Genomic DNA, 18,418 nt, shown 5'->3' on the forward strand with positions numbered 1-18,418 from the left:
TGGTCAATTAATTGTCAAAACAACAAAAATAAACGCAATTTAGAAATAGAAATTAGAAGAAGATGAAATTTCGTTCAGATAGGGCGCCGAAGCCTGCGCGCCCATGCGCGTTACTGAAAGCGAAGCGGCCTTGCAGGCCAGCTCAACGGCAGACCGCCAGTCTTTTTTATAAGCCAGTGCAACAGCCAGTGTGCCATTAAACACATCACCTGCGGCGGTGGTGTCTATGGCTTCAACCATTGGCGCGTCCATAAAAAACGAAAGGTATTCGTTTCTGAAATACGCCCCCCTATCACCCAACGTAATAATTACATTTCGTACGCCCTTATCAAGCAATACCTGTGCGGCTTCTTCAACAGCGGCATCATCAGTTACCTCAATGCCGGTCAGTATGCCTGCCTCTGTTTCATTGGGGGTTATCAGATATAATAACGGATAAAGCTCTTGCGGCAGTTGCTGTGCCGGAGCAGGGTTAAGAATTACCTTACTTTCGGTTTTAACCCCCAGTTGAGCAGCAAAAAATACAGTTGCCAGTGGTGTCTCCAGTTGCATCAGTACCACTTCGGCTCCTTCAATTTCTGATTCTGCCTTCAGAATATCTTCTGCCGACAACGTATCATTAGAGCCGGGCGCCACCACAATATTGTTTTCTCCGGCTTCATTCACAATAATTAAAGCTGTACCCGAGGCTTTTTCGGCATCAGTAATGATATAGTCTGTATTGATTTTTTCATTCCGGAAACCCTCAACGGCCTGCTTGCCGAAAATGTCGTCTCCTACTTTGGCAATAAACACCACGTCTCCTCCCATGCGGGCAGCCGATACAGCCTGGTTCGCTCCTTTCCCACCGGCAAACATAAAAAATGTGCCTCCCAATATAGTTTCCCCGGGTTTGGGGAAACGGCTCGTTTTCACCACCATATCGGTGTTCGAACTGCCTATCACTACTATTTTTGACATATCTAAAAATTTTGTGGATTTTACCTTGCTGCTATTATCAAGCCCAAGCCCGTTAAGTAAAGCAGCAGCATTACATTAAGTATAGTTGATGTACCCCGGGGTGCATTTCTGAACTCTTTCCATATAAAAATACCCCAGATGGCTGCTACCACAGTAGCCCCCTGCCCTAATCCGTATGAAATGGCTGTTCCGGCTTTATCAGATGCGATAATGCTAAAGGCCATACCCATACACCAGATTACCCCACCTAACACACCCGTCAGGTGATTTTTCATGCTCCCTCTAAAATAACTGCCGTAGCTAACGGGTGTTCCCACAAAAGGCTTCCACATCAGCAATGAATTAAACAAAATATTGCTTAAGAAGATGCCTGTAGAAAAAAAGAACACAGCAGTGTAAGGGCTTAGCTTTCCGGCTTCTGGTACTTCAAAGTTCTGGAACATGGCCTGCGCCACATATTTGTAGAAATAGCCCATCAGCACCCCGGCCACTACCGAGAGAATCAATCCTTTTGAAGAAACACCCTTTGCCTGTGCAACTGCGCGCCTGTAAGCATAGGCATTAATCAATATGGCAGCAGCAATAAGCCCTACACCAAGAAATATAAGTGATGAATTACCAACCGGGTTATCCAGGTAGTTCACAATCACGCCAATCACCAGCGCCAGACCAATACCAACCGGAAAAGCCACTGCCATACCTGCAATAGATATAGCCGCACCCAAAAGAATATTAGCTGCGTTGAAAACCACCCCGCCCAGCATGGCCGAGCTTACATTGCTGGCATCAGCCTGTTGAACATCAGCAATAAAGCTTCGCCCTTCGGTGCCGTTGCTGCCCAGTGTAAATGCCAGAAAAGTAGCCAGCAGTACGATACCGGTTACGTAGTCCCAATAAAATAATTCAAAACGCCAGGTAGCTGCCGCCAGTTTTTGGGTATTGGCCCATGAACCCCAGCACAACATGGTAATAATACAGAACAGTACGGCAAGCGGATATGTTTCTATGATAAACATTTGGCCGGATGATTAGAGGTGAAATGATTGACTATTTCTTTTTAGGCTGGTGCATCATGTAATCTTCAATGATGGTTGCTACTTCTGCAGGGGGCATTTTCTCTGTCAGATACATTAGTTTCTCACCGGGTATCAGCACATTTGTGCCATCCTCCTTAATCTCCAGATTCAACTTTCTGTAAGAGAAATAGGGTTCAATACCTTTAATAGCTACCAGAACGGCGGTCTGGTCCCAGCTGTTACGCCCCTGGGTGTTCTTATCTTTTGCCAAAGCTACCTGATACGCATCTTTCACGGGGCTGCTCTGAATATCCTCATTGTTTATCAGGCGAATACCTGTTCTTATTTTCTCGCCAATCTCAAAACCACTGAGCAACATTGGTGTATTCCATTCAGTAAATACCTTTTGCGATGCTCTGGCATCAATATGCACATTAAATTCACGGAAACGCTGGTTTTTATCCAGCCCGGCAGCCATAGACACCAGCCATTTTACTTTTTTTCTGATGAGGTCTTTTCCTGAAAGTTTTGAAAACTCATCGGGCCGGGAATCAAGTAAATCGGCCAGATTGGTAAAAAAGCCAACCGTTATAATAGTTACAGACTGGTCTGGCTGTTTTGCCAGAATCCTGCGGTAAAGTTTCACGGCCTCAGTGGCTTCGGCATTTTCTTTTAAGTTATGAGGATATTTATCTATTATAAACTCTGCCCACTTTTGCGAACAGTTCATGTTGGGTTTTTCTCTTTTGGTAATACCAACCGGGATATCCGGACGACCGAAATAGGTATTCAGTACGCTGATGGTAGGTGCGGTGGTTTCAAAGGCATTGCATGAAATAGTGGCCAGAATCTTCGCTTCGCCTGCATCGGCCAGGGCATGCAGCAGGGCCATTGCGCCTACGTCGTCATAATCAGGTGCAATATCGGTATCAAAAATAACTGAAACTGGCTTACTTTTCTGAGCAGAAAGACACAGGCTTAGCATGCAAAGTACGATGGCAAGAAACTTTGGCATTGATATAAAGAGGTTAAAGGCTGAACTTGTTCTCAAAAATAAAAAATAAAAGTAGAAACTGAAACAGAAACGGCTGATATTAAATGCTCACAGGGTCATTTAAAAATTGAATCTAATCAAGTAAACAATGGGTTTATTTTATATTTCTATCTAACTTGCCTGCCGAAAACCTCATTCCCAATCTATGAAATACCTTCTTTTACCAGCTTTTATTTTTGCGGTTTCATTTACTTATGCACAACGGGTTGATGTATGGCTTACCAATGCCGATAAATCTGCCCTGTTTCAAAAACAAGCCCAGGCCTTACAGTTTGTGGATGATAAAACTGACGGCCCCACCATTTTTGTAGATGATACAAAGAAATTCCAGACCATGGATGGCTTTGGCTTTACGCTTACAGGGGGTAGTGCCACATTGATTAATAAACTGGGCGAAACCGAAAAGGCCAATTTACTGAAAGAACTTTTTGCTACCAATGGTAACAATATAGGCATCAGTTACCTGCGTATCAGCATCGGCGCATCTGATTTAAGCGACCATGTGTTTACTTATAACGACCTGCCTGCCGGAGAAACCGATGTGACTATGAATAAATTCAGTCTGGCTGAAGAGCAAAAAGACCTTATTCCTGTTTTGAAGCAAATACTGAAAATTAATCCGACAATTAAGATACTGGGTTCGCCCTGGACGCCCCCGGTTTGGATGAAAACCAACGGCAACTCAAAAGGAGGCAGCCTGAAACCCGAATACTACCAGGCTTATGCCAGATACCTTACCCGCTACATACAGGCCATGCAAAAAGAAGGCATCAGAATTGATGCTATAACCATTCAAAACGAACCTTTGCACCCCGGCAACAACCCAAGTTTATTGATGCTGCCAGATGAACAGGCCACTTTTATCAAAAAAAACCTGGGTCCGATGTTTAAAACCAGTGGTATTAAAACCAAAATTGTACTGTATGACCACAATGCCGACCGCCCGGATTACCCCATCAGTATTCTGAACGACCCCGAAGCACGTAAATATATTGATGGCTCGGCTTTCCACCTGTACGGCGGCGCAATTGAAACCCTGAAAGATGTTCATGAAGCACATCCTGACAAAAACCTGTACTTTACCGAACAATGGATTGGTGCCCCGGGCAATTTTGCGGGAGACCTGAAATGGCATATAAAAAACCTCATTATTGGCGCACCCAGAAACTGGTGCAGAAATGTACTGGAATGGAATCTGGCTGCCGACCCGAAACAAAACCCGCACACAGATGGCGGATGCACCGAGTGCCTGGGTGCCTTAACTATTGGCAAGTCTATCATCAGAAACCCGGCTTATTATATTGTGGCACATGCCTCTAAATTTGTACGCCCGGGTTCAGTGCGGGTAGCTTCAAACATTACCTTGTCTCTGGCCAATGTGGCCTTTAAAACCTCAGGTGGCAAAACAGTACTGATAGTACTGAATGAATCTGACAAACCGCAATCTTTCACAATTTCTTTTAAACGCAAAACGCTGAGCCAGGCTCTTAATGGTGGGTCTGTGGCTACTTATGTTTGGTAAAGAGGAATGAAACCCCATCCTTACCCTTCCCTACGTGGGTCGCCCCAACATGGGGAAGGGTTTAATTTCTGCAAGCCCCATCATCTCCTCAGTAAGATTCACCAGGCTATCCATCCCATTCAGCCAGTGAATAGCTAATCCTTTTTTTTCCATGCTCCTGAAGAACGTCATCTGTCGCTTGGCAAACTGGTGTATGGCAACTTCCAGTTTTTTTACCATATCATCATAGGCCGTATGCCCAAGCAAATATTCCGTAATGAATTTATATTCAAGCCCATAAAATACCAGTTTCTCAGGGCTTACACCCGCATTCAGTAAGCCTTGCACTTCTTCTATCATGCCACTGGCCAGTCTGCTATATAATCGCGCGGTTATTCTTTCCCGGCGTATCTCGGTCGGTATCTGTATCCCGAAAATAATTGCATCAGATATACTTTCATTATCTTTCTTTACGGCATTATTGCTACTGTTGAATTTTGCCACCTCAAAAGCCCTGATTAGCCTTTTTTTAGTAGAGACATCGGCATCAGGGTAAAACACCTGGTAATCTTGCCTAAAAAGGCACAATAAATCTTCATAGGTTCGGGTGTCCAGTTCATTTCTCCATTCTTCATTAACAGGTACCTGTGTGTGCTGATAGCTTTTCAAAACTGCCTCTATATACATACCTGTTCCACCGCAAAGAATGGGTACTTTGCCCCTTGCAGTAATATCCTGATATGCCTGTATACAATCTTTTTGGAATCTTGCTACATGGTAATCGTTACCGGCCTCAACTATATCAATCAGATGATACGGAATTACTTTTCCGGAGCTATGCGTATAATCTTCATAGTCTTTGCCAGTACCTATGTTCATTCCTTTGTACACTTGTCGGCTATCGGCACTGATAATTTCGCCGTCAATCCTTACAGCAAGCTCAACAGCAAGCCGGGTTTTGCCCGATGCCGTCGGCCCTAAAAGCACTATCAGTCTCGGTTTATTGCTCATTTACCGGTTCTTTTAATTTTAGTAAATACTTCCAGCTTCCGGCGTTCCAGACTTTCCGGCTATTGTTTCCAACCTTTGGGTTCCATAGTCTGTTCAGGTTTTCATCCAACTCAAAGGCTTTGGGCGGTAATAATTGCAACCTTTCAAAACCCAGTTTTTCATAACTAGCCCCGTCTGACCAATCAGCATCTGCGTATGTCATAATATCATCAGGCTTTTGTTCTTTAATAAACGCCTGCAGTAGTTTATCAAAACCACCTACTACCGTAAACCCTTTCAGATTGGCAAAGCGTATCAGCTCAAAACTACGGTAAGAAACGCCCTCTCTCACAAAAGTTCTGGCTGTGCTGAACGAGGCAACCGCAACCAGGATTTCTTCAGTTATATCAGAATTTTTTAGCAGTATCCGGCTAAAAATATTCTTCTCGGTATCAATTACCCTAAAGTAACGTTTGGGTAAATACAGGCCATATTTAAACTTGGCTGAGGTAGAAATCTGCAGGTGGTGTTCGTTCAGGAAACCGTCAAGCGTTGCTTTATCAATGCGCCTACTCAGGCACAACCGCGCCGGAATAGTAGCCGATTGACCCAGAATAGACAACAACCTTGATTGTATGACCAATTTGCGGTTAAGCCAGAGGTCTTCCCAAAGATGCACAATTTTAATGCCCGATTCAGCAAATTGCAAGGTCAGGCTTTTAAAGAAATCCCCATCCTTTGCCTGCGGTTCTAAATTAACACAATGAATAACGGTTTGTTTGTCTGAAAGATACAAAAACGTATATGGCGAAAAAGGGAATGCATCAGGATTAATCAGCAACGGTGCAGAACTGTTTTGTTGAATAAAGGCGGCTATTTCGGTACTGAATGATTCCAAATTTATTTAATTTTTAAGTGCTGCTTCAATTTTTAATATCTGTTATACGTTTAAATAACAAAATAGCTAAAAAACTTCCGGAAATAATAAATCTGTTTTCTAATGAAGACCCTGCGTTTTTTTGCCTTGATGCTGGCAATTGCAACTATATCCTTTACGGCTTTCGGGCAATCAACACGTACCTATCTATTACAGGAGGCTGATGATTACTTTAAAGCAGGCCGTTATTGGGACGCCTTTTTTCTGTACCGCGAGTGCGCCAAATTACCTGAATTTCAGTCGGAAAGCAAAGTATCAGACCAGATTAGCTATTCGTCGCGGGCGCTTTTTCTTACCAGGAAATTTCAGGACTTTGCAGCGATACGGAGGTATGAACCTGCCAAAAGTAATCTGATTGAACTCATTAACATAAACCCCAATGACCCGAACCGCGGGCAGTTACCCAGAATTACACTGGCACAAGGCGCTGAGTTGCACCGCCTGGCTTGGCGGCAGCCCACACCACAGGCCACGGCAGATATGCTGAAAAGAGCCATAGCCTATTATCACCAGGCCATCAGAGAGGGATTAATTGACGCGTCAATAGCCACGTCTATCAAACAAGCCGAAGCGTCAATTAAAGATACTGGTGTAAAAGATGCTGAACCGGCAATTAATGCAGACCCTGTACTTAAAACAAATACAACGCCCGCACAGAATACGGCTCCGGTTGCCAGCCCCAGAAAAGCCGGAAATGCCCCTCCGGAAGTAATTATTTTGCCAGGCACACAAAGTACCTCTCAACCCAAAAAGAACTAAAAGTTTATTTAATAGCAAAAACAGGGAGGCAAATAATAGGTATTGCCTGCCTCGTTTTAGTTTTGCAGGCATTAAATATGCGTTTGGTTTTAATCTGCTCATTGTCTTTGGTTAATTTTTGATGGCCATCAGCAAGTAATTGATATATTTGTGCTTTTAATTTCTTACAAAAAAATCAGTATTATGCCATTAGAAATCGGAGATACCTACAAACACGAATTTCGTTTTTCGCAGGATGACGTCATTAAATTTGCAGAAGTAACCGGCGATAAAAACCCCTTGCACCTGGACGCCGATTATGCAGCCCAAACACGCTTCAAACGCCCCATTATTCATGGCCATTTAAGCAGTAGTGTTTTTACAAGGGTATTGGGTATGGAGTTTCCGGGCAAAGGTTCAGTGTATATGAAACAGGAAACGGAGTATTTGTTTCCGATGTTTGTAGATACAGACTACGAAGTAATTTTTACGGTAATGACTGTTGACAAAGAAAAGCATATTGCTGAAATAGCCGGAGAGGTTTTTATTAAAGGAACATCTCGCCGAACCATCAGAGGGCTGGCTACGCTAATGCATACCGAAAAAATATAAAAAGGTAAGCTCATGACTGAGCTCACCTTCTTCTTTAATCTCTTTCACAATAAATGTGGTTTTCATTGGGCATTTTTTATTGATTGTACTTCGGCCCTTGTGGCTTTCGCCCAGGCAGCCAATTGCGCCATACCGGCTCTTACTCTTGTGCCGGCAGCTTTATTGCCTTTGTCGTAAAATTTGTCAAAATCCCCTTGCAGAGAAGCAACTAGGTCACTAAGTTCTTTGTACTTATTCATGGTAATTGTAACAGATTTGGTTAAAAAATAGAATTACTTACTCAAACTATGAATTATTAGCACTTGCAAGTTAGAGATATTGATAAATATTACAAATTTTTCTAAAGAAAATACTATAAAAAACAGCATATTTTTGTACCACAAAGTAAAAAAGTCAGGTTGTAGCCTGACTTTTTTACTTTCTATATTAAAATAGCCTACAAAAACCGTTCTTAAAGACCCTTTCTGCCTGTTTATCAGGCCACTGTAAGTGATGCATATTCACCGGCTTTAAGCTTGGCCTGAACTTTTTCAAAGCACTCCATGGTATATTCAACGTCCTCAAGTGTATGAGATGAAGTAGGAATAATACGAAGCATAATTACCCCTTTAGGAACTACCGGATAAATGATAACAGAACAGAAAATACCCATATTTTCTCTCAGGTCACGTATCAGATTGGTAACGGTAGGTAAATCATAATTACCATGCAGGAAAACCGGGGTAACCGGCGACGAGGTATCACCAATATCAAAACCACGTTTACGGAAACCATCCTGAAGTGCATTAACAATTGTCCAGAGGTTTTCTTTGTATTCAGGGTGTTTCTTTATAAGTTCAAGCCGTTTCATACCACCCAGAACATAAGGCATAGGTAATGCCTTGGCATAAGTTTGAGAGCGCATATTGTATTTCAGAAACATCACCACATCCGGGTCGGCAGCAATAAACGCTCCTATAGCCGCCATTGACTTGGCAAACGTACAGAAGTGCAGGTCTACTTCATCCTGAACCCCAAAATGCTCGGGTACTCCCGCTCCGGTGGCACCCATTGTTCCGAAACCATGCGCGTCGTCAACCAATAAACGGAAGCTGTATTTTTTCTTCAGTTCAACAATTTTATCAAGACTGCCCACTTTACCCGACATCCCGAAAACCCCTTCAGTTATCACCAGAACGCCACCGCCTCTTTCATCAGCCAATTTGGTAGCCCTTATCAGGTTTTTTTCAAGGCTCTCCATATCATTGTGCACATATTTGTAATATTCGCCACCTTTGGCTTTGTGCAGGCGTATACCGTCTATCAGGCAGGCGTGGCTTTCGGCATCATACACAATCACGTCCCGGCGGTCTACAATACACTCAATAACCGACATAACCCCCTGATAACCATAGTTAAGCAAAAATGAGTCTTTTTTACCTACAAAGGCCGCCAGCTCTTTTTCAAACGCCTCGTGCAGTTCGGTGTTTCCGGTCATCATACGCGCTCCCATCGGGTACGCCAGACCATATTTTTCTGCTGCCTCTGTATCGGCTTTACGTACTTCCGGATGATTGGCCAAACCCAGATAATTGTTTAGCGACCAGTTCAGAACGCGTTTGCCGTTAAACTCCATATAGGGTCCCAGTTCGCCGGTTAGCCTTGGAAATGAATAATAGTGGTGAGAATTAAGCAGTTTTGCCTGTGTGCCGATATGACCTAAATCGCTAATTGTTTTGTCAAAAATATCTTTTGCCATTATGTTAAGTATGTATGAAGGAACGTAACATTGCGTTGCCTGATTGAATTAACAATAAAATGATGAAGAAGTCTCCATTTTTTAACAAAAGTATCATTTTTTAGAATTGATAACAAACCCATTACAGAGGCTCCGGTTTTTTTTATGGAAATATCCAAGATTTTTGCTCTAAATTTCAAAAACAAACAGAATTTTACTGTTAATTAGTAGCAAAAAACAGGCTGCCCAGCAACAAATGCTGGCAAAGCTGCCATTAAATTGACTATGCCAGACATCAGAAAAATTCTTGTAGCCAACAGAGGTGAAATAGCGCTACGTGTTATGCGTACCGCACGGGAAATGGGTATCAGAACGGTTGCCGTTTTTTCAGAAGCAGACAGAAACGCCCCTCATGTTAAATATGCCGACGAGGCCGTATGTATCGGTCCTCCGCCCTCTAAAGAATCATATCTGCTCGGTGATAAAATCATTGCAGTAGCCCGGGAGACCGGCGCCGATGCCATTCATCCGGGATACGGTTTCTTATCAGAAAACGCCGGGTTTTCAAAAGCAGTAAAAGAGGTGGGCTTAATTTTTATCGGCCCATCGGCAGAGTCTATTGAAATCATGGGCGATAAGCTCTCCTCCAAACATGCCGTTGCCAGCTATAACATACCCATGGTGCCAGGCACCCCTGATGCCATTACAGACCGCGATGCCGCCAAAGCCAAAGCCGCCGAAATTGGGTATCCGGTTCTGATAAAGGCCAGTGCCGGTGGCGGTGGCAAGGGCATGCGTGTAGTAGAAAGCGAAGCAGATTTTGATGAACAGATGGACCGCGCCGTTGGAGAAGCCATATCGGCTTTTGGTAATGGCTCATGCTTTATTGAAAAATACATAACCAAGCCCAAGCACATTGAAATACAGATAATTGGCGACCAACATGGTAACGTTGTCTATTTGTTTGAGCGTGAATGCTCCATTCAGCGCCGCCATCAGAAAGTGATAGAAGAGGCGCCATCGGCAGTGCTTACACCGGCCATCAGAGAAGCAATGGGTATATGCGCCGTTAACGTAGCTAAAGCCTGTAATTATTATGGAGCAGGTACGGTAGAATTTATTGTAGATGAAAATCTGGATTTCTATTTTCTGGAAATGAATACCCGCCTGCAGGTTGAGCACCCGGTTACAGAGCTGATTACAGGTATAGACCTGGTAAAAGAAATGATTCATGTGGCAGAAGGCAAACCGCTTAGTTTCCGCCAGGAAGATTTACAGATAAAAGGTCATTCGATAGAGGTGCGGGTCTGCGCTGAAGACCCTGCCAACAATTTTCTGCCTAACGTGGGTACCTTACAGACCTACGTTCGTCCGCAAGGGAACGGTGTACGGGTAGATGACGGCATAGAAGAAGGCATGGAAATTCCTATCTATTATGACCCCATGATAGCCAAACTTATTACCTATGGCAACGACCGCACCGAGGCTATTGAAAAAATGATACGAGCCATAGACGAATACAAAATTACAGGAGTTGCCACTACCCTGCCATTCTGCAAATTTGCTTTACAGCACGAAGCATTTGTGAGTGGTCAATTCGATACCCGATTTGTCAGCCTCTACTTCACGCCTGAGGTGCTTCAACAACCAGCCGACAAAACAGAACTGGAAATTGTTGCAGCCCTGGCTGCCGAATTACTAACGAACAAAGGCAAACTTAAATCGCAGAATAACCCGGCGGTGTCTGTTGACAATATAAGCCCATGGCGCCAGAACCGGGCAAAATTAAGGTAAACAATAAATAAAACATGAAAACGCTCACTTTACTTTTGCTGTCTTTAACTATACTGACCACCGCTGCCCAGGAGCTGAAACTGGTAAGCAAAAGCTCGCAGCCGAATCCGTTTACTAATTATAAGGAAGAATACTATGTACTGAAAAACGACAAAAAAAACAGGCAAGGCTCGTATAAAAAATGGGTAAATGGAAAGATTTCGCTGGAAGGCTTTTACAAGAACGATAAAATGGATAGTACCTGGACAACCTTTAGCTCACTGGGCTATATCATTTCTTCCGGTAATTATGCTAAAGATACTAAGGTTGGTATATGGAAATTTAATGATAAAGATGGGTTGGAACAGGAGTATAATTACAGCACCAATATGCTGGTTTATTTCAGGCCTGAAAAAACACCAACCAATTATGCCATTATAAAAGGTACCGACACCACCTATAGCGTGGTAAGCCGTCCACCGTTGACAATTGGTGGCAGCTATGCCCTTTATGAAACTATTGCCAAAAATTTGAGGTACCCTGTAGCAGCCCACAAAAAGAACGCAACCGGCAAGGTATATGTTAGCTTTACCATTGACGAAACCGGAAACGCAGCTGGCCATAAAGTACTTAAGAACGGCAATAAAGACCTGGACAATGAGGCATTAAGAGTAGTAAAATTACTCGACAAATGGATACCTGCGCTGAAAGACGGCATACCTGTAAAAGTAGTTCATGTTATTCCTGTAACCTTTCAAAATGCAGGTATAATAAACCCCTGAATATTTTAAGAAAAAAAATACAAAAAATGGCGTTGCGTTTTGTTAAAACAAAATGACCCTGTATATTTGCAATCCCAAACGGGAAAGGAGAGGTGCCTGAGTGGCCGAAAGGAGCAGTTTGCTAAACTGTCGTACGTCTAAAGCGTACCGCGGGTTCGAATCCCGCCCTCTCCGCGAGAATGTGTAGAAATATTTTAAAATTAATTTTTGATTTATTAATAAAGTTTTCTACCTTTGCACTCTCAATTTTTAGATACCGCCCTCGGGGTGTAGCGTAGCCCGGTATCGCGTCTGCTTTGGGAGCAGAAGGTCGTCAGTTCGAATCTGGCCACCCCGACTTTACAGGACAAGTCAAATTTATTTTTGACTTGTCCTTTTTTGTTTCCACCTAAATCGCTGTCTATCAGGTAAATAAGACTGACAGCTTCATTTATTCTGCCAGTTCGAAGTGCATTATTTTCAAAATGCAATTTTTCAGGAAACATCGAACTAATCACTTCCCGTTTCTTGTCTATATCTGCGGTTTCATAAATATAATCCAGCTTTAAAAGATTGTCAATCCCTTTATCAAGCAGGTCTTTAATACTTATGCCATTTTCAGAAAGTCCACTGAGTTTAGCTTCCAACTTTTCAACCTTACTGCTGTAATCCGCTTTCATTTTCCTGAAATCTTCCGGCTCAATCTGTTTAGAGGATAATAAGTCACGGGTGTATGATAACTTATCTTCCAGATCCTTAATCTGTTTCAGCAGTTGCCCCTTATCATCTAATAAATGGGCAGTTTGGTTATGCCAGGCTTCCTGCAATACAATCTTGTATAATTCGGCCATTTCAGGAAGTGGGATATACTTTTTCAGTTCGTAAACAAACTGTTGGTTAATTGCATCAGCCCTGTGTCTGAATTTGCAGCCTGCAAAGCAGTGGTAATACGAATAACGCTTGGTAAGACCCTTCGATGCACTTCCGGTCAGTACTTTACCACATTTTGGGCAAATCAAAAATCCTCTGAGGGGCAAAGTCGAGTTTGAAACTACCTTCAGCCTGTATTGGTTTCGTTTCCTGCCATCCAGTACGTCCTGCACCTGATAAAATAAATCTTCCTGTATTAATGGCTGATGCAAGCCTTTGACGAAGCGGCTTTCATCATCCTTGTATTTGGGAATGAATATCTTTCCGCAATAAACCGGGTTTCGAATAGCAAACCAGAAAAGACTCTTAGTTCCTCTAAATCCCTTTGCTTTTGCCATTTTGAAAATCTGCTCAGTATTATATACTCCTTTAGCTACTTCCTCAAAAGACCACCGCAAAATACCTGCTTGTGGTTCATGGATGGCAATGTACTTCCTTCCTGCTTCATCAGTCTTGTTGACATAACCAATCGGAGCCAGCCCCATATAACGACCTTCTTTTCTCGCCCTTCGCATTCCGTGAATAACATTTAATGCCCTTCGATCATTCTCTACCTCCGGTGCGGCCAGATAAAAGGCCAGCATCATCTTGTTCTCAGGAATAGATAAATCCAACGGCTGTTCTATTGCCTGAGGTTCTACACCCAATTTGCGCAGGGTGTTAATCATCTGATAGGCATCTCCGGCATTGCGGCTGAACCTGTCCCATTTAAGAAATAAGACCACATCGGCCTTTCCTTTGTGCTTTTTCAGCTCTAACAAATACGCCTTCCATTCCAGGCGGGCAAAGGTCTTTGCAGAATGGTCTTCAAACATTACTCTACGGATGGTAATGTTGTTAATATCGCAATACTTGCGCAACAGTTCTTCCTGGCTACGCTGTGAGTAGCCTTTATCAGCTTGTTCGTCCGTACTTACGCGTATGTACAAATCAGCTACTTTCATACTCAGATCGGATTAAAATCATTAATAGGCTAATTAGAGGATATAACCTTAATGCTTTTTCAGATATTGTGCGATCAGGATATTCGCCAATAAATGCAAGAATTCAAGAATAGCTACAGCCTGTTCTAAAGATATTTCAATTCCTTTTTTGCGCAGCAGTTCCACTGCCTGTTCTGGTTTTAGTTTTTCCATTTTGCACCTCCTCATTAAATCATTCACACAAACCTTCGTGCAGAAGGACACCTTTCAGAAAGCTAATATAGTAATATGTTTTGACATTCCAAATTTTATCATAACCTTTTTACTATCTTTGTGAAGTCTCTGGAGGAAATCTAAAGTACTGCCATCTTTTTTGGGGAAATCTGACGTCCTTTGTTATATAGAAATATGCTGTAGTGTAAGTAAGCTAAAAACGAGTAAATAACGACAAAATGAGTAAAGTATACAAAGTTAGTTACAAAACTTACCTGAACGACCGATTAAAGCAGGTTTATCTACATGGCAAGCTAACCTATCCTTTGTATGTTCAGGTGACCTTTGAGCGCAAGACCCTCTTCTTTAAGAGTTACTATTTTGAACTCTTTTCAAAACCAAGGTATTTCCTCTCTGCAGCTGGATTAAGCCGCGGCCTCTCTATTGAAGAAATTGCAGCTAGAGAAAATGAGGTTATTGATTTTGTCATTAATAAGCACCCAAACGATTTCTCACTAGACCTCTTCAAACGGGAATATGCTTTTTATAGCAAGGACGTCTGTGACATTATGGAAGAAAGCTTTATCGATTATATGTACACCTTCTTTCAGGACAAGGGTATGCCTGCATTTGCTGTAATGGTTAGAGAAGGTTGCAGGTATCGTATAGCCTTTGATGTGGTGCAGGATATGAAACTAGCATTTACTAAGCCTTTTTTCGATGAGCTAGTTGAAAGCTCTTTGTATTATGCCCCACCATATTTACCTTTATATGGTTTTATGCAGGAGACAAAGAAATGGTCTATGTTTAGCCTCACGGTTATGGAATGGGAAACCAGCAATACGCAAACAGAGTTTTTAGCTTATTTGCAAAAACACTATCGTAACAATGATGCTGGTGAAATAAAAAAGATGGTTGAGAAGTGGTTGAATTCTTTAAGAAAGATTGGTAAATAAATGCCTCTTCATACACACTTTCATAAATTATTAGTATTATAATTCATCAATTCTTTATTTTAAAGTTTTCAGGGAAAAGCTGTATCGGCTGAATACTGAGTTTTTTTAAAGATAAAAGCATTGGGCTGTGTTGTTTTTGTGGAACTAATATCAATTATTTTTCGAATTTGTAGGTTACAATGTCCTTTCCGTAAATTCTATATCTTTTTCGCATTTAAGACCAATTGTCCAAGGACTTTTATATTGTTTTCAATCCCAATTCTTTCAAATATTCATTGTGTTTGTTGGTACTGCTACTGATTTTTCGTTCAATTTTTTCCAATTCCCAATGCACCTCTTTTAAGTCAATAATCACATTATCTGCTGCTGTACTTACATAACGGGAAATATTCAAATTATACCCGTTTTTTTCAATTTCGCCCATTGAAACTTTGCGTGAATACCGCTCTCTTTCACTTCGAAATTGGTAAGTTTCTACAATATTTTTAATATGTTTCTCACTAAGTGAATTTTGTCGCTTTTCTTTTTCGTAATGTTCAGCTGCATTGATGAATAATACATCCTCTTGCTTTTTACATTTTTTCAATACCAAAATACAAACAGGAATACCCGTAGAATAGAACAAATTAGGAGGCAAGCCAATAACCGTATCAATATGGTTGTCCTTCAATAACTTCGTTCTTATTCGTTCTTCTGCACCACCGCGGAACAGCACTCCGTGTGGCAAAATAATTGCCATCGTCCCTTCTTTACCAAGAAAGTGAAAGCCGTGCAATAGAAATGCAAAGTCAGCTGCCGATTTGGGAGCTAAGCCATAGCTTTTGAAACGAAAATCTTCTCCCATTGCTTCGTTGGGTTCCCAACGCAAACTAAATGGCGGGTTGGCAACTATGGCATCAAACTCTGTTTTTTTGCTTGGGTTCATTTCATTGAGTAAATCCCATTGATTGAGCAATGTATCACCGTGGAATATCTCAAACTCGGTATCTTTCATTCCGTGCAATAACATATTCATTCGGGCAAGGTTGTAAGTGGTAATATTCTTTTCCTGACCGTAAATTTTACCAATACTTCCCTTAGCGTTCTTTAATTGATTACGAACATTCAAAAGCAAAGATCCCGAACCGCAAGCCATATCCAGCACTTTATCCAATTTCGGTTTCAGGCCTGTTGTAGGATCCTGACTGTCTAAAGTAACTATTTCGGAAAGAATGGTCGAAACTTCTTGCGGTGTATAAAATTCTCCTGCTTTTTTCCCTGAACCTGCAGCAAATTTTCCAATCAAATATTCATAAGCATCTCCAAGTGTATCGGTATCCGTTGAAAAATCGGCAATCCCTTCGGCAATCTTTCCAATTACTTTACAAAGTTTATCATTCCTTTCTTTGGGTGTTTTCCCTAACTTCTCCGAGTTGAGATTAATTTCAGAAAAAAGACCTTTAAAGGTAGTACCAAACGATTTGTTTTCGATAAATCTAAAAGCATCCTCTAAAATTACTAATAATTCTCCATTTTGAGTACGAGCCAATTCGGTAATGTTGCTCCACAGATATTTAGGCTCTATAACATAATGCACTTTTCTACGCATCTGTTCTTCAAACTCTTCTACGTCTTCCTCATTATTTTTGTACCATTCTTCTAACGGTGGCGGAATTACAAAATCGGGTCTTAAATCTTTTGATTTAATTTCAGGATAATCCTTTCCCAGTTCTTTTTTAGCTGCTTCCTCGTAATTAAACGATAAATATCGAAGAAAGAGAAATGAAAGCATATAATCACGGAAATCATCTGCATTCATTGCTCCCCGTAAGTCATTCGCAATGTTCCAAAGTGTATCGCCTAATTTTTTATGTTGTTGTTTTGTTGTCATACTGATTAAAATCTAAAATTGTATCTAGCTATTAACTTCTCAAAAACCTCATTAAAGACTTCTGTCTCTTTTTCATTCATTTCATTGAACTGTGGAACGAATACTCTTTTATGAGATAATGAATTGAGCATATTTATGGTTTCTTCGGGATTCTTTATTATAATTTGTTCCAAGACAAATTTTATTTGACTTTTGCCTAAAAACGAAACGATATTTTCCAGCAACTGTCTTAGCAATACAAAATGGTATGTGAATAATTGTGTCTTTCTTGCTTCATCTAAAACCTGCAAAAGATGAAGATGAAAAAGGAAAACCTCATTTTTGAATTCCTTCAACTCTAATTCTTTCCCTTGTCTTTTCAGCATAAAGGATTTTGCATTTTGTTTATATCTCCCGCTTTTTTCTCCGTGATTTAGGCGGTCAAACAAAACTGAAAATAATCCGATGTGGTGTGTTGTAAGGATAATTTTTCGATTGCTTTCAAAATTATCTTCTATTAACCGCATAATGGTGTCGGCTGTGAGAAAGATATTGTTGTCGTCTAAACTGGAAACAGGATCATCTATAAAGAAATGGGCATCTTGCACATCTGCCCAACCTTCTATTTTGAACATCGCCAGGAAAAAACACCAAATAAAAATTCGTTCTTCGCCTCTTGATATTTTAATGGCAGTATTTTCATCTTCTTCCAAAAAGAATGTTATTGAATCAATGCCAATCTCAGGGTCTGGATTGAGGTTAAACCGAAACTTGTAACCCATATTATAAGCAACCAATTCTGCTTGGATACTTTCTTCCGTAAGCAGGTTGTATAGCTTGTTTAAACTACTTTTTTTAATGTCCAATTTGAGATTACTGTTATTGTTCTCCTCATCATTATCCCAAATAAACAGGTCTTCGCTGTATGCGTTATAATAAACTCCCGAATGGTTGCCATCATTTTCGGCTTTTGTAAAGTCTTTGTAAGCAACAGACAATCTGGTTTTTCCTGTAGCATTAAAAGCATAAATACAGACAATGTATTCGCCTACATCTCTAACTTGTTGTGCTATTTCAGTTACTGTACTCATTATTAATCATTCATTTTAGGAAACAAACCCTGCATCAATCCTTTTTTGTGTTGTTTCAATTGTTCTATTTTCTCGGCTTGTGCCGTTATTAATTCATCTAATGCTGAAAAACAAGAAGCGATTTTTTGTTGTTCTTCGGTGTTCTTAGGTTGAAAAAATTTATATTTGAACAAATCTTCTAAAGCAATGGAACCTTGATTAGCGTTGCCACGAATAATAGACTCAATAAAAGCTACATACTCGTTTTTTTTAAATAGAGTATTTAAGAACTCTTGGGAAATTTTTGAATTTGCCCTTAAGCAAACAGCATTTTGATTTAGTAAAGCATTTTCATCTTTTGATTCAACTATAATTGTTCTTCCTACCAATGAATCATACATAGGTGGTTTAGACCCAA

Annotated in this window: 17 protein-coding genes, 2 tRNA genes and 1 pseudogene; 8 read left to right on the forward strand and 12 right to left on the reverse strand. The window is 41.1% G+C overall.

What is annotated here, in order from left to right:
* Positions 1–39: 39 nt before the first annotated feature.
* The 3 genes from rbsK to MB380_RS16775 are packed head-to-tail and all read right to left on the reverse strand — an operon-like array spanning position 40 to position 2,991.
* The gene (gene rbsK / locus MB380_RS16765; protein ID WP_253528319.1) at positions 40–960 is read right to left on the reverse strand and encodes a ribokinase; all 921 of its coding nucleotides are present in this window, start codon (positions 958–960) and stop codon (positions 40–42) included.
* Between the two features lie 20 nt (positions 961–980).
* Positions 981–1,976, reverse strand: coding sequence for a GRP family sugar transporter (locus MB380_RS16770; protein ID WP_253528337.1), 996 nt, complete (start codon positions 1,974–1,976; stop codon positions 981–983).
* Positions 1,977–2,007: 31 nt separating this feature from the next.
* On the reverse strand, positions 2,008–2,991 hold the full coding sequence (locus MB380_RS16775) for a nucleoside hydrolase (RefSeq protein ID WP_253528370.1): 984 nt from the start codon (positions 2,989–2,991) through the stop codon (positions 2,008–2,010).
* 184 nt (positions 2,992–3,175) lie between these two features.
* On the opposite strand from MB380_RS16775, the gene MB380_RS16780 reads away from it, so the two are divergent.
* The gene (locus MB380_RS16780; protein ID WP_253528373.1) at positions 3,176–4,552 is read left to right on the forward strand and encodes a glycoside hydrolase family 30 beta sandwich domain-containing protein; all 1,377 of its coding nucleotides are present in this window, start codon (positions 3,176–3,178) and stop codon (positions 4,550–4,552) included.
* A gap of 30 nt (positions 4,553–4,582) precedes the next feature.
* On the opposite strand, the gene miaA is transcribed toward MB380_RS16780, so the two are convergent.
* Together miaA and MB380_RS16790 are read right to left on the reverse strand one after the other, a co-directional pair.
* Positions 4,583–5,542: a tRNA (adenosine(37)-N6)-dimethylallyltransferase MiaA gene (miaA, locus tag MB380_RS16785; RefSeq protein WP_253528376.1), complete on the reverse strand. Its 960-nt coding sequence runs from the start codon at positions 5,540–5,542 to the stop codon at positions 4,583–4,585.
* Entirely contained in the window at positions 5,532–6,419 is an 888-nt protein-coding gene (locus MB380_RS16790; protein WP_253528379.1) for a hypothetical protein, read from the reverse strand. Before MB380_RS16790 ends, miaA begins: the two co-directional genes overlap by 11 nt.
* A 102-nt stretch (positions 6,420–6,521) precedes the next feature.
* Here MB380_RS16790 and MB380_RS16795 point away from each other — a divergent pair, with 102 nt between their 5' ends.
* Together MB380_RS16795 and MB380_RS16800 are read left to right on the forward strand one after the other, a co-directional pair.
* Positions 6,522–7,217, forward strand: coding sequence for a hypothetical protein (locus tag MB380_RS16795; RefSeq protein ID WP_253528382.1), 696 nt, complete (start codon positions 6,522–6,524; stop codon positions 7,215–7,217).
* Positions 7,218–7,400: 183 nt separating this feature from the next.
* Positions 7,401–7,808, forward strand: coding sequence for a MaoC family dehydratase (locus tag MB380_RS16800; RefSeq protein ID WP_253528398.1), 408 nt, complete (start codon positions 7,401–7,403; stop codon positions 7,806–7,808).
* Positions 7,809–7,870: 62 nt separating this feature from the next.
* On the opposite strand, the gene MB380_RS16805 is transcribed toward MB380_RS16800, so the two are convergent.
* Positions 7,871–8,047, reverse strand: coding sequence for a histone H1 (locus MB380_RS16805; protein ID WP_101725917.1), 177 nt, complete (start codon positions 8,045–8,047; stop codon positions 7,871–7,873).
* 236 nt (positions 8,048–8,283) lie between these two features.
* Positions 8,284–9,546: a pyridoxal phosphate-dependent aminotransferase family protein gene (locus tag MB380_RS16810; RefSeq protein WP_101725918.1), complete on the reverse strand. Its 1,263-nt coding sequence runs from the start codon at positions 9,544–9,546 to the stop codon at positions 8,284–8,286.
* Positions 9,547–9,810: 264 nt separating this feature from the next.
* On the opposite strand from MB380_RS16810, the gene MB380_RS16815 reads away from it, so the two are divergent.
* The 4 genes from MB380_RS16815 to MB380_RS16830 all read left to right on the forward strand — a co-directional run bounded on the left by MB380_RS16815 (position 9,811) and on the right by MB380_RS16830 (position 12,417).
* Positions 9,811–11,319: an acetyl/propionyl/methylcrotonyl-CoA carboxylase subunit alpha gene (locus tag MB380_RS16815; protein WP_253528400.1), complete on the forward strand. Its 1,509-nt coding sequence runs from the start codon at positions 9,811–9,813 to the stop codon at positions 11,317–11,319.
* A 14-nt stretch (positions 11,320–11,333) separates the two neighbouring features.
* Positions 11,334–12,080, forward strand: a complete 747-nt coding sequence (locus MB380_RS16820) for an energy transducer TonB (protein ID WP_253528417.1) — start codon at positions 11,334–11,336, stop codon at positions 12,078–12,080.
* A gap of 86 nt (positions 12,081–12,166) precedes the next feature.
* A tRNA-Ser gene (locus MB380_RS16825) sits at positions 12,167–12,254 on the forward strand.
* A gap of 89 nt (positions 12,255–12,343) precedes the next feature.
* Positions 12,344–12,417 (forward strand) — tRNA-Pro (locus tag MB380_RS16830).
* A 616-nt stretch (positions 12,418–13,033) separates the two neighbouring features.
* On the opposite strand, the pseudogene MB380_RS21985 reads toward MB380_RS16830, so the two are convergent.
* Both MB380_RS21985 and MB380_RS16835 read right to left on the reverse strand, forming a co-directional pair.
* Positions 13,034–13,933, reverse strand: a pseudogene (locus tag MB380_RS21985) (recombinase family protein); the annotation flags it as partial.
* Between the two features lie 48 nt (positions 13,934–13,981).
* Positions 13,982–14,125: a hypothetical protein gene (locus MB380_RS16835; protein ID WP_253528420.1), complete on the reverse strand. Its 144-nt coding sequence runs from the start codon at positions 14,123–14,125 to the stop codon at positions 13,982–13,984.
* 239 nt (positions 14,126–14,364) lie between these two features.
* On the opposite strand from MB380_RS16835, the gene MB380_RS16840 reads away from it, so the two are divergent.
* A complete protein-coding gene (locus MB380_RS16840) occupies positions 14,365–15,081 on the forward strand; it encodes a hypothetical protein (RefSeq protein WP_253528422.1) in 717 nt (238 codons plus the stop codon).
* Between the two features lie 238 nt (positions 15,082–15,319).
* Here MB380_RS16840 and MB380_RS16845 read toward each other — a convergent pair whose 3' ends face one another.
* The 3 genes from MB380_RS16845 to MB380_RS16855 are packed head-to-tail and all read right to left on the reverse strand — an operon-like array spanning position 15,320 to position 18,401.
* On the reverse strand, positions 15,320–16,951 hold the full coding sequence (locus tag MB380_RS16845) for a type I restriction-modification system subunit M (RefSeq protein WP_253528455.1): 1,632 nt from the start codon (positions 16,949–16,951) through the stop codon (positions 15,320–15,322).
* A gap of 5 nt (positions 16,952–16,956) precedes the next feature.
* Positions 16,957–18,021 (reverse strand): AAA family ATPase, encoded by a 1,065-nt coding sequence (locus MB380_RS16850; RefSeq protein WP_253528458.1) that lies wholly within the window; start codon positions 18,019–18,021, stop codon positions 16,957–16,959.
* A gap of 2 nt (positions 18,022–18,023) precedes the next feature.
* Positions 18,024–18,401 carry a restriction endonuclease subunit S gene (locus MB380_RS16855; RefSeq protein ID WP_253528472.1) on the reverse strand — a complete coding sequence of 126 codons (378 nt, stop codon included), beginning with the start codon at positions 18,399–18,401 and terminating at the stop codon, positions 18,024–18,026.
* Positions 18,402–18,418 lie beyond the last annotated feature (17 nt).

The sequence above is a fragment of the Emticicia sp. 21SJ11W-3 genome, assembly GCF_024138715.1.
Taxonomy (GTDB): domain Bacteria; phylum Bacteroidota; class Bacteroidia; order Cytophagales; family Spirosomataceae; genus Emticicia; species Emticicia fluvialis.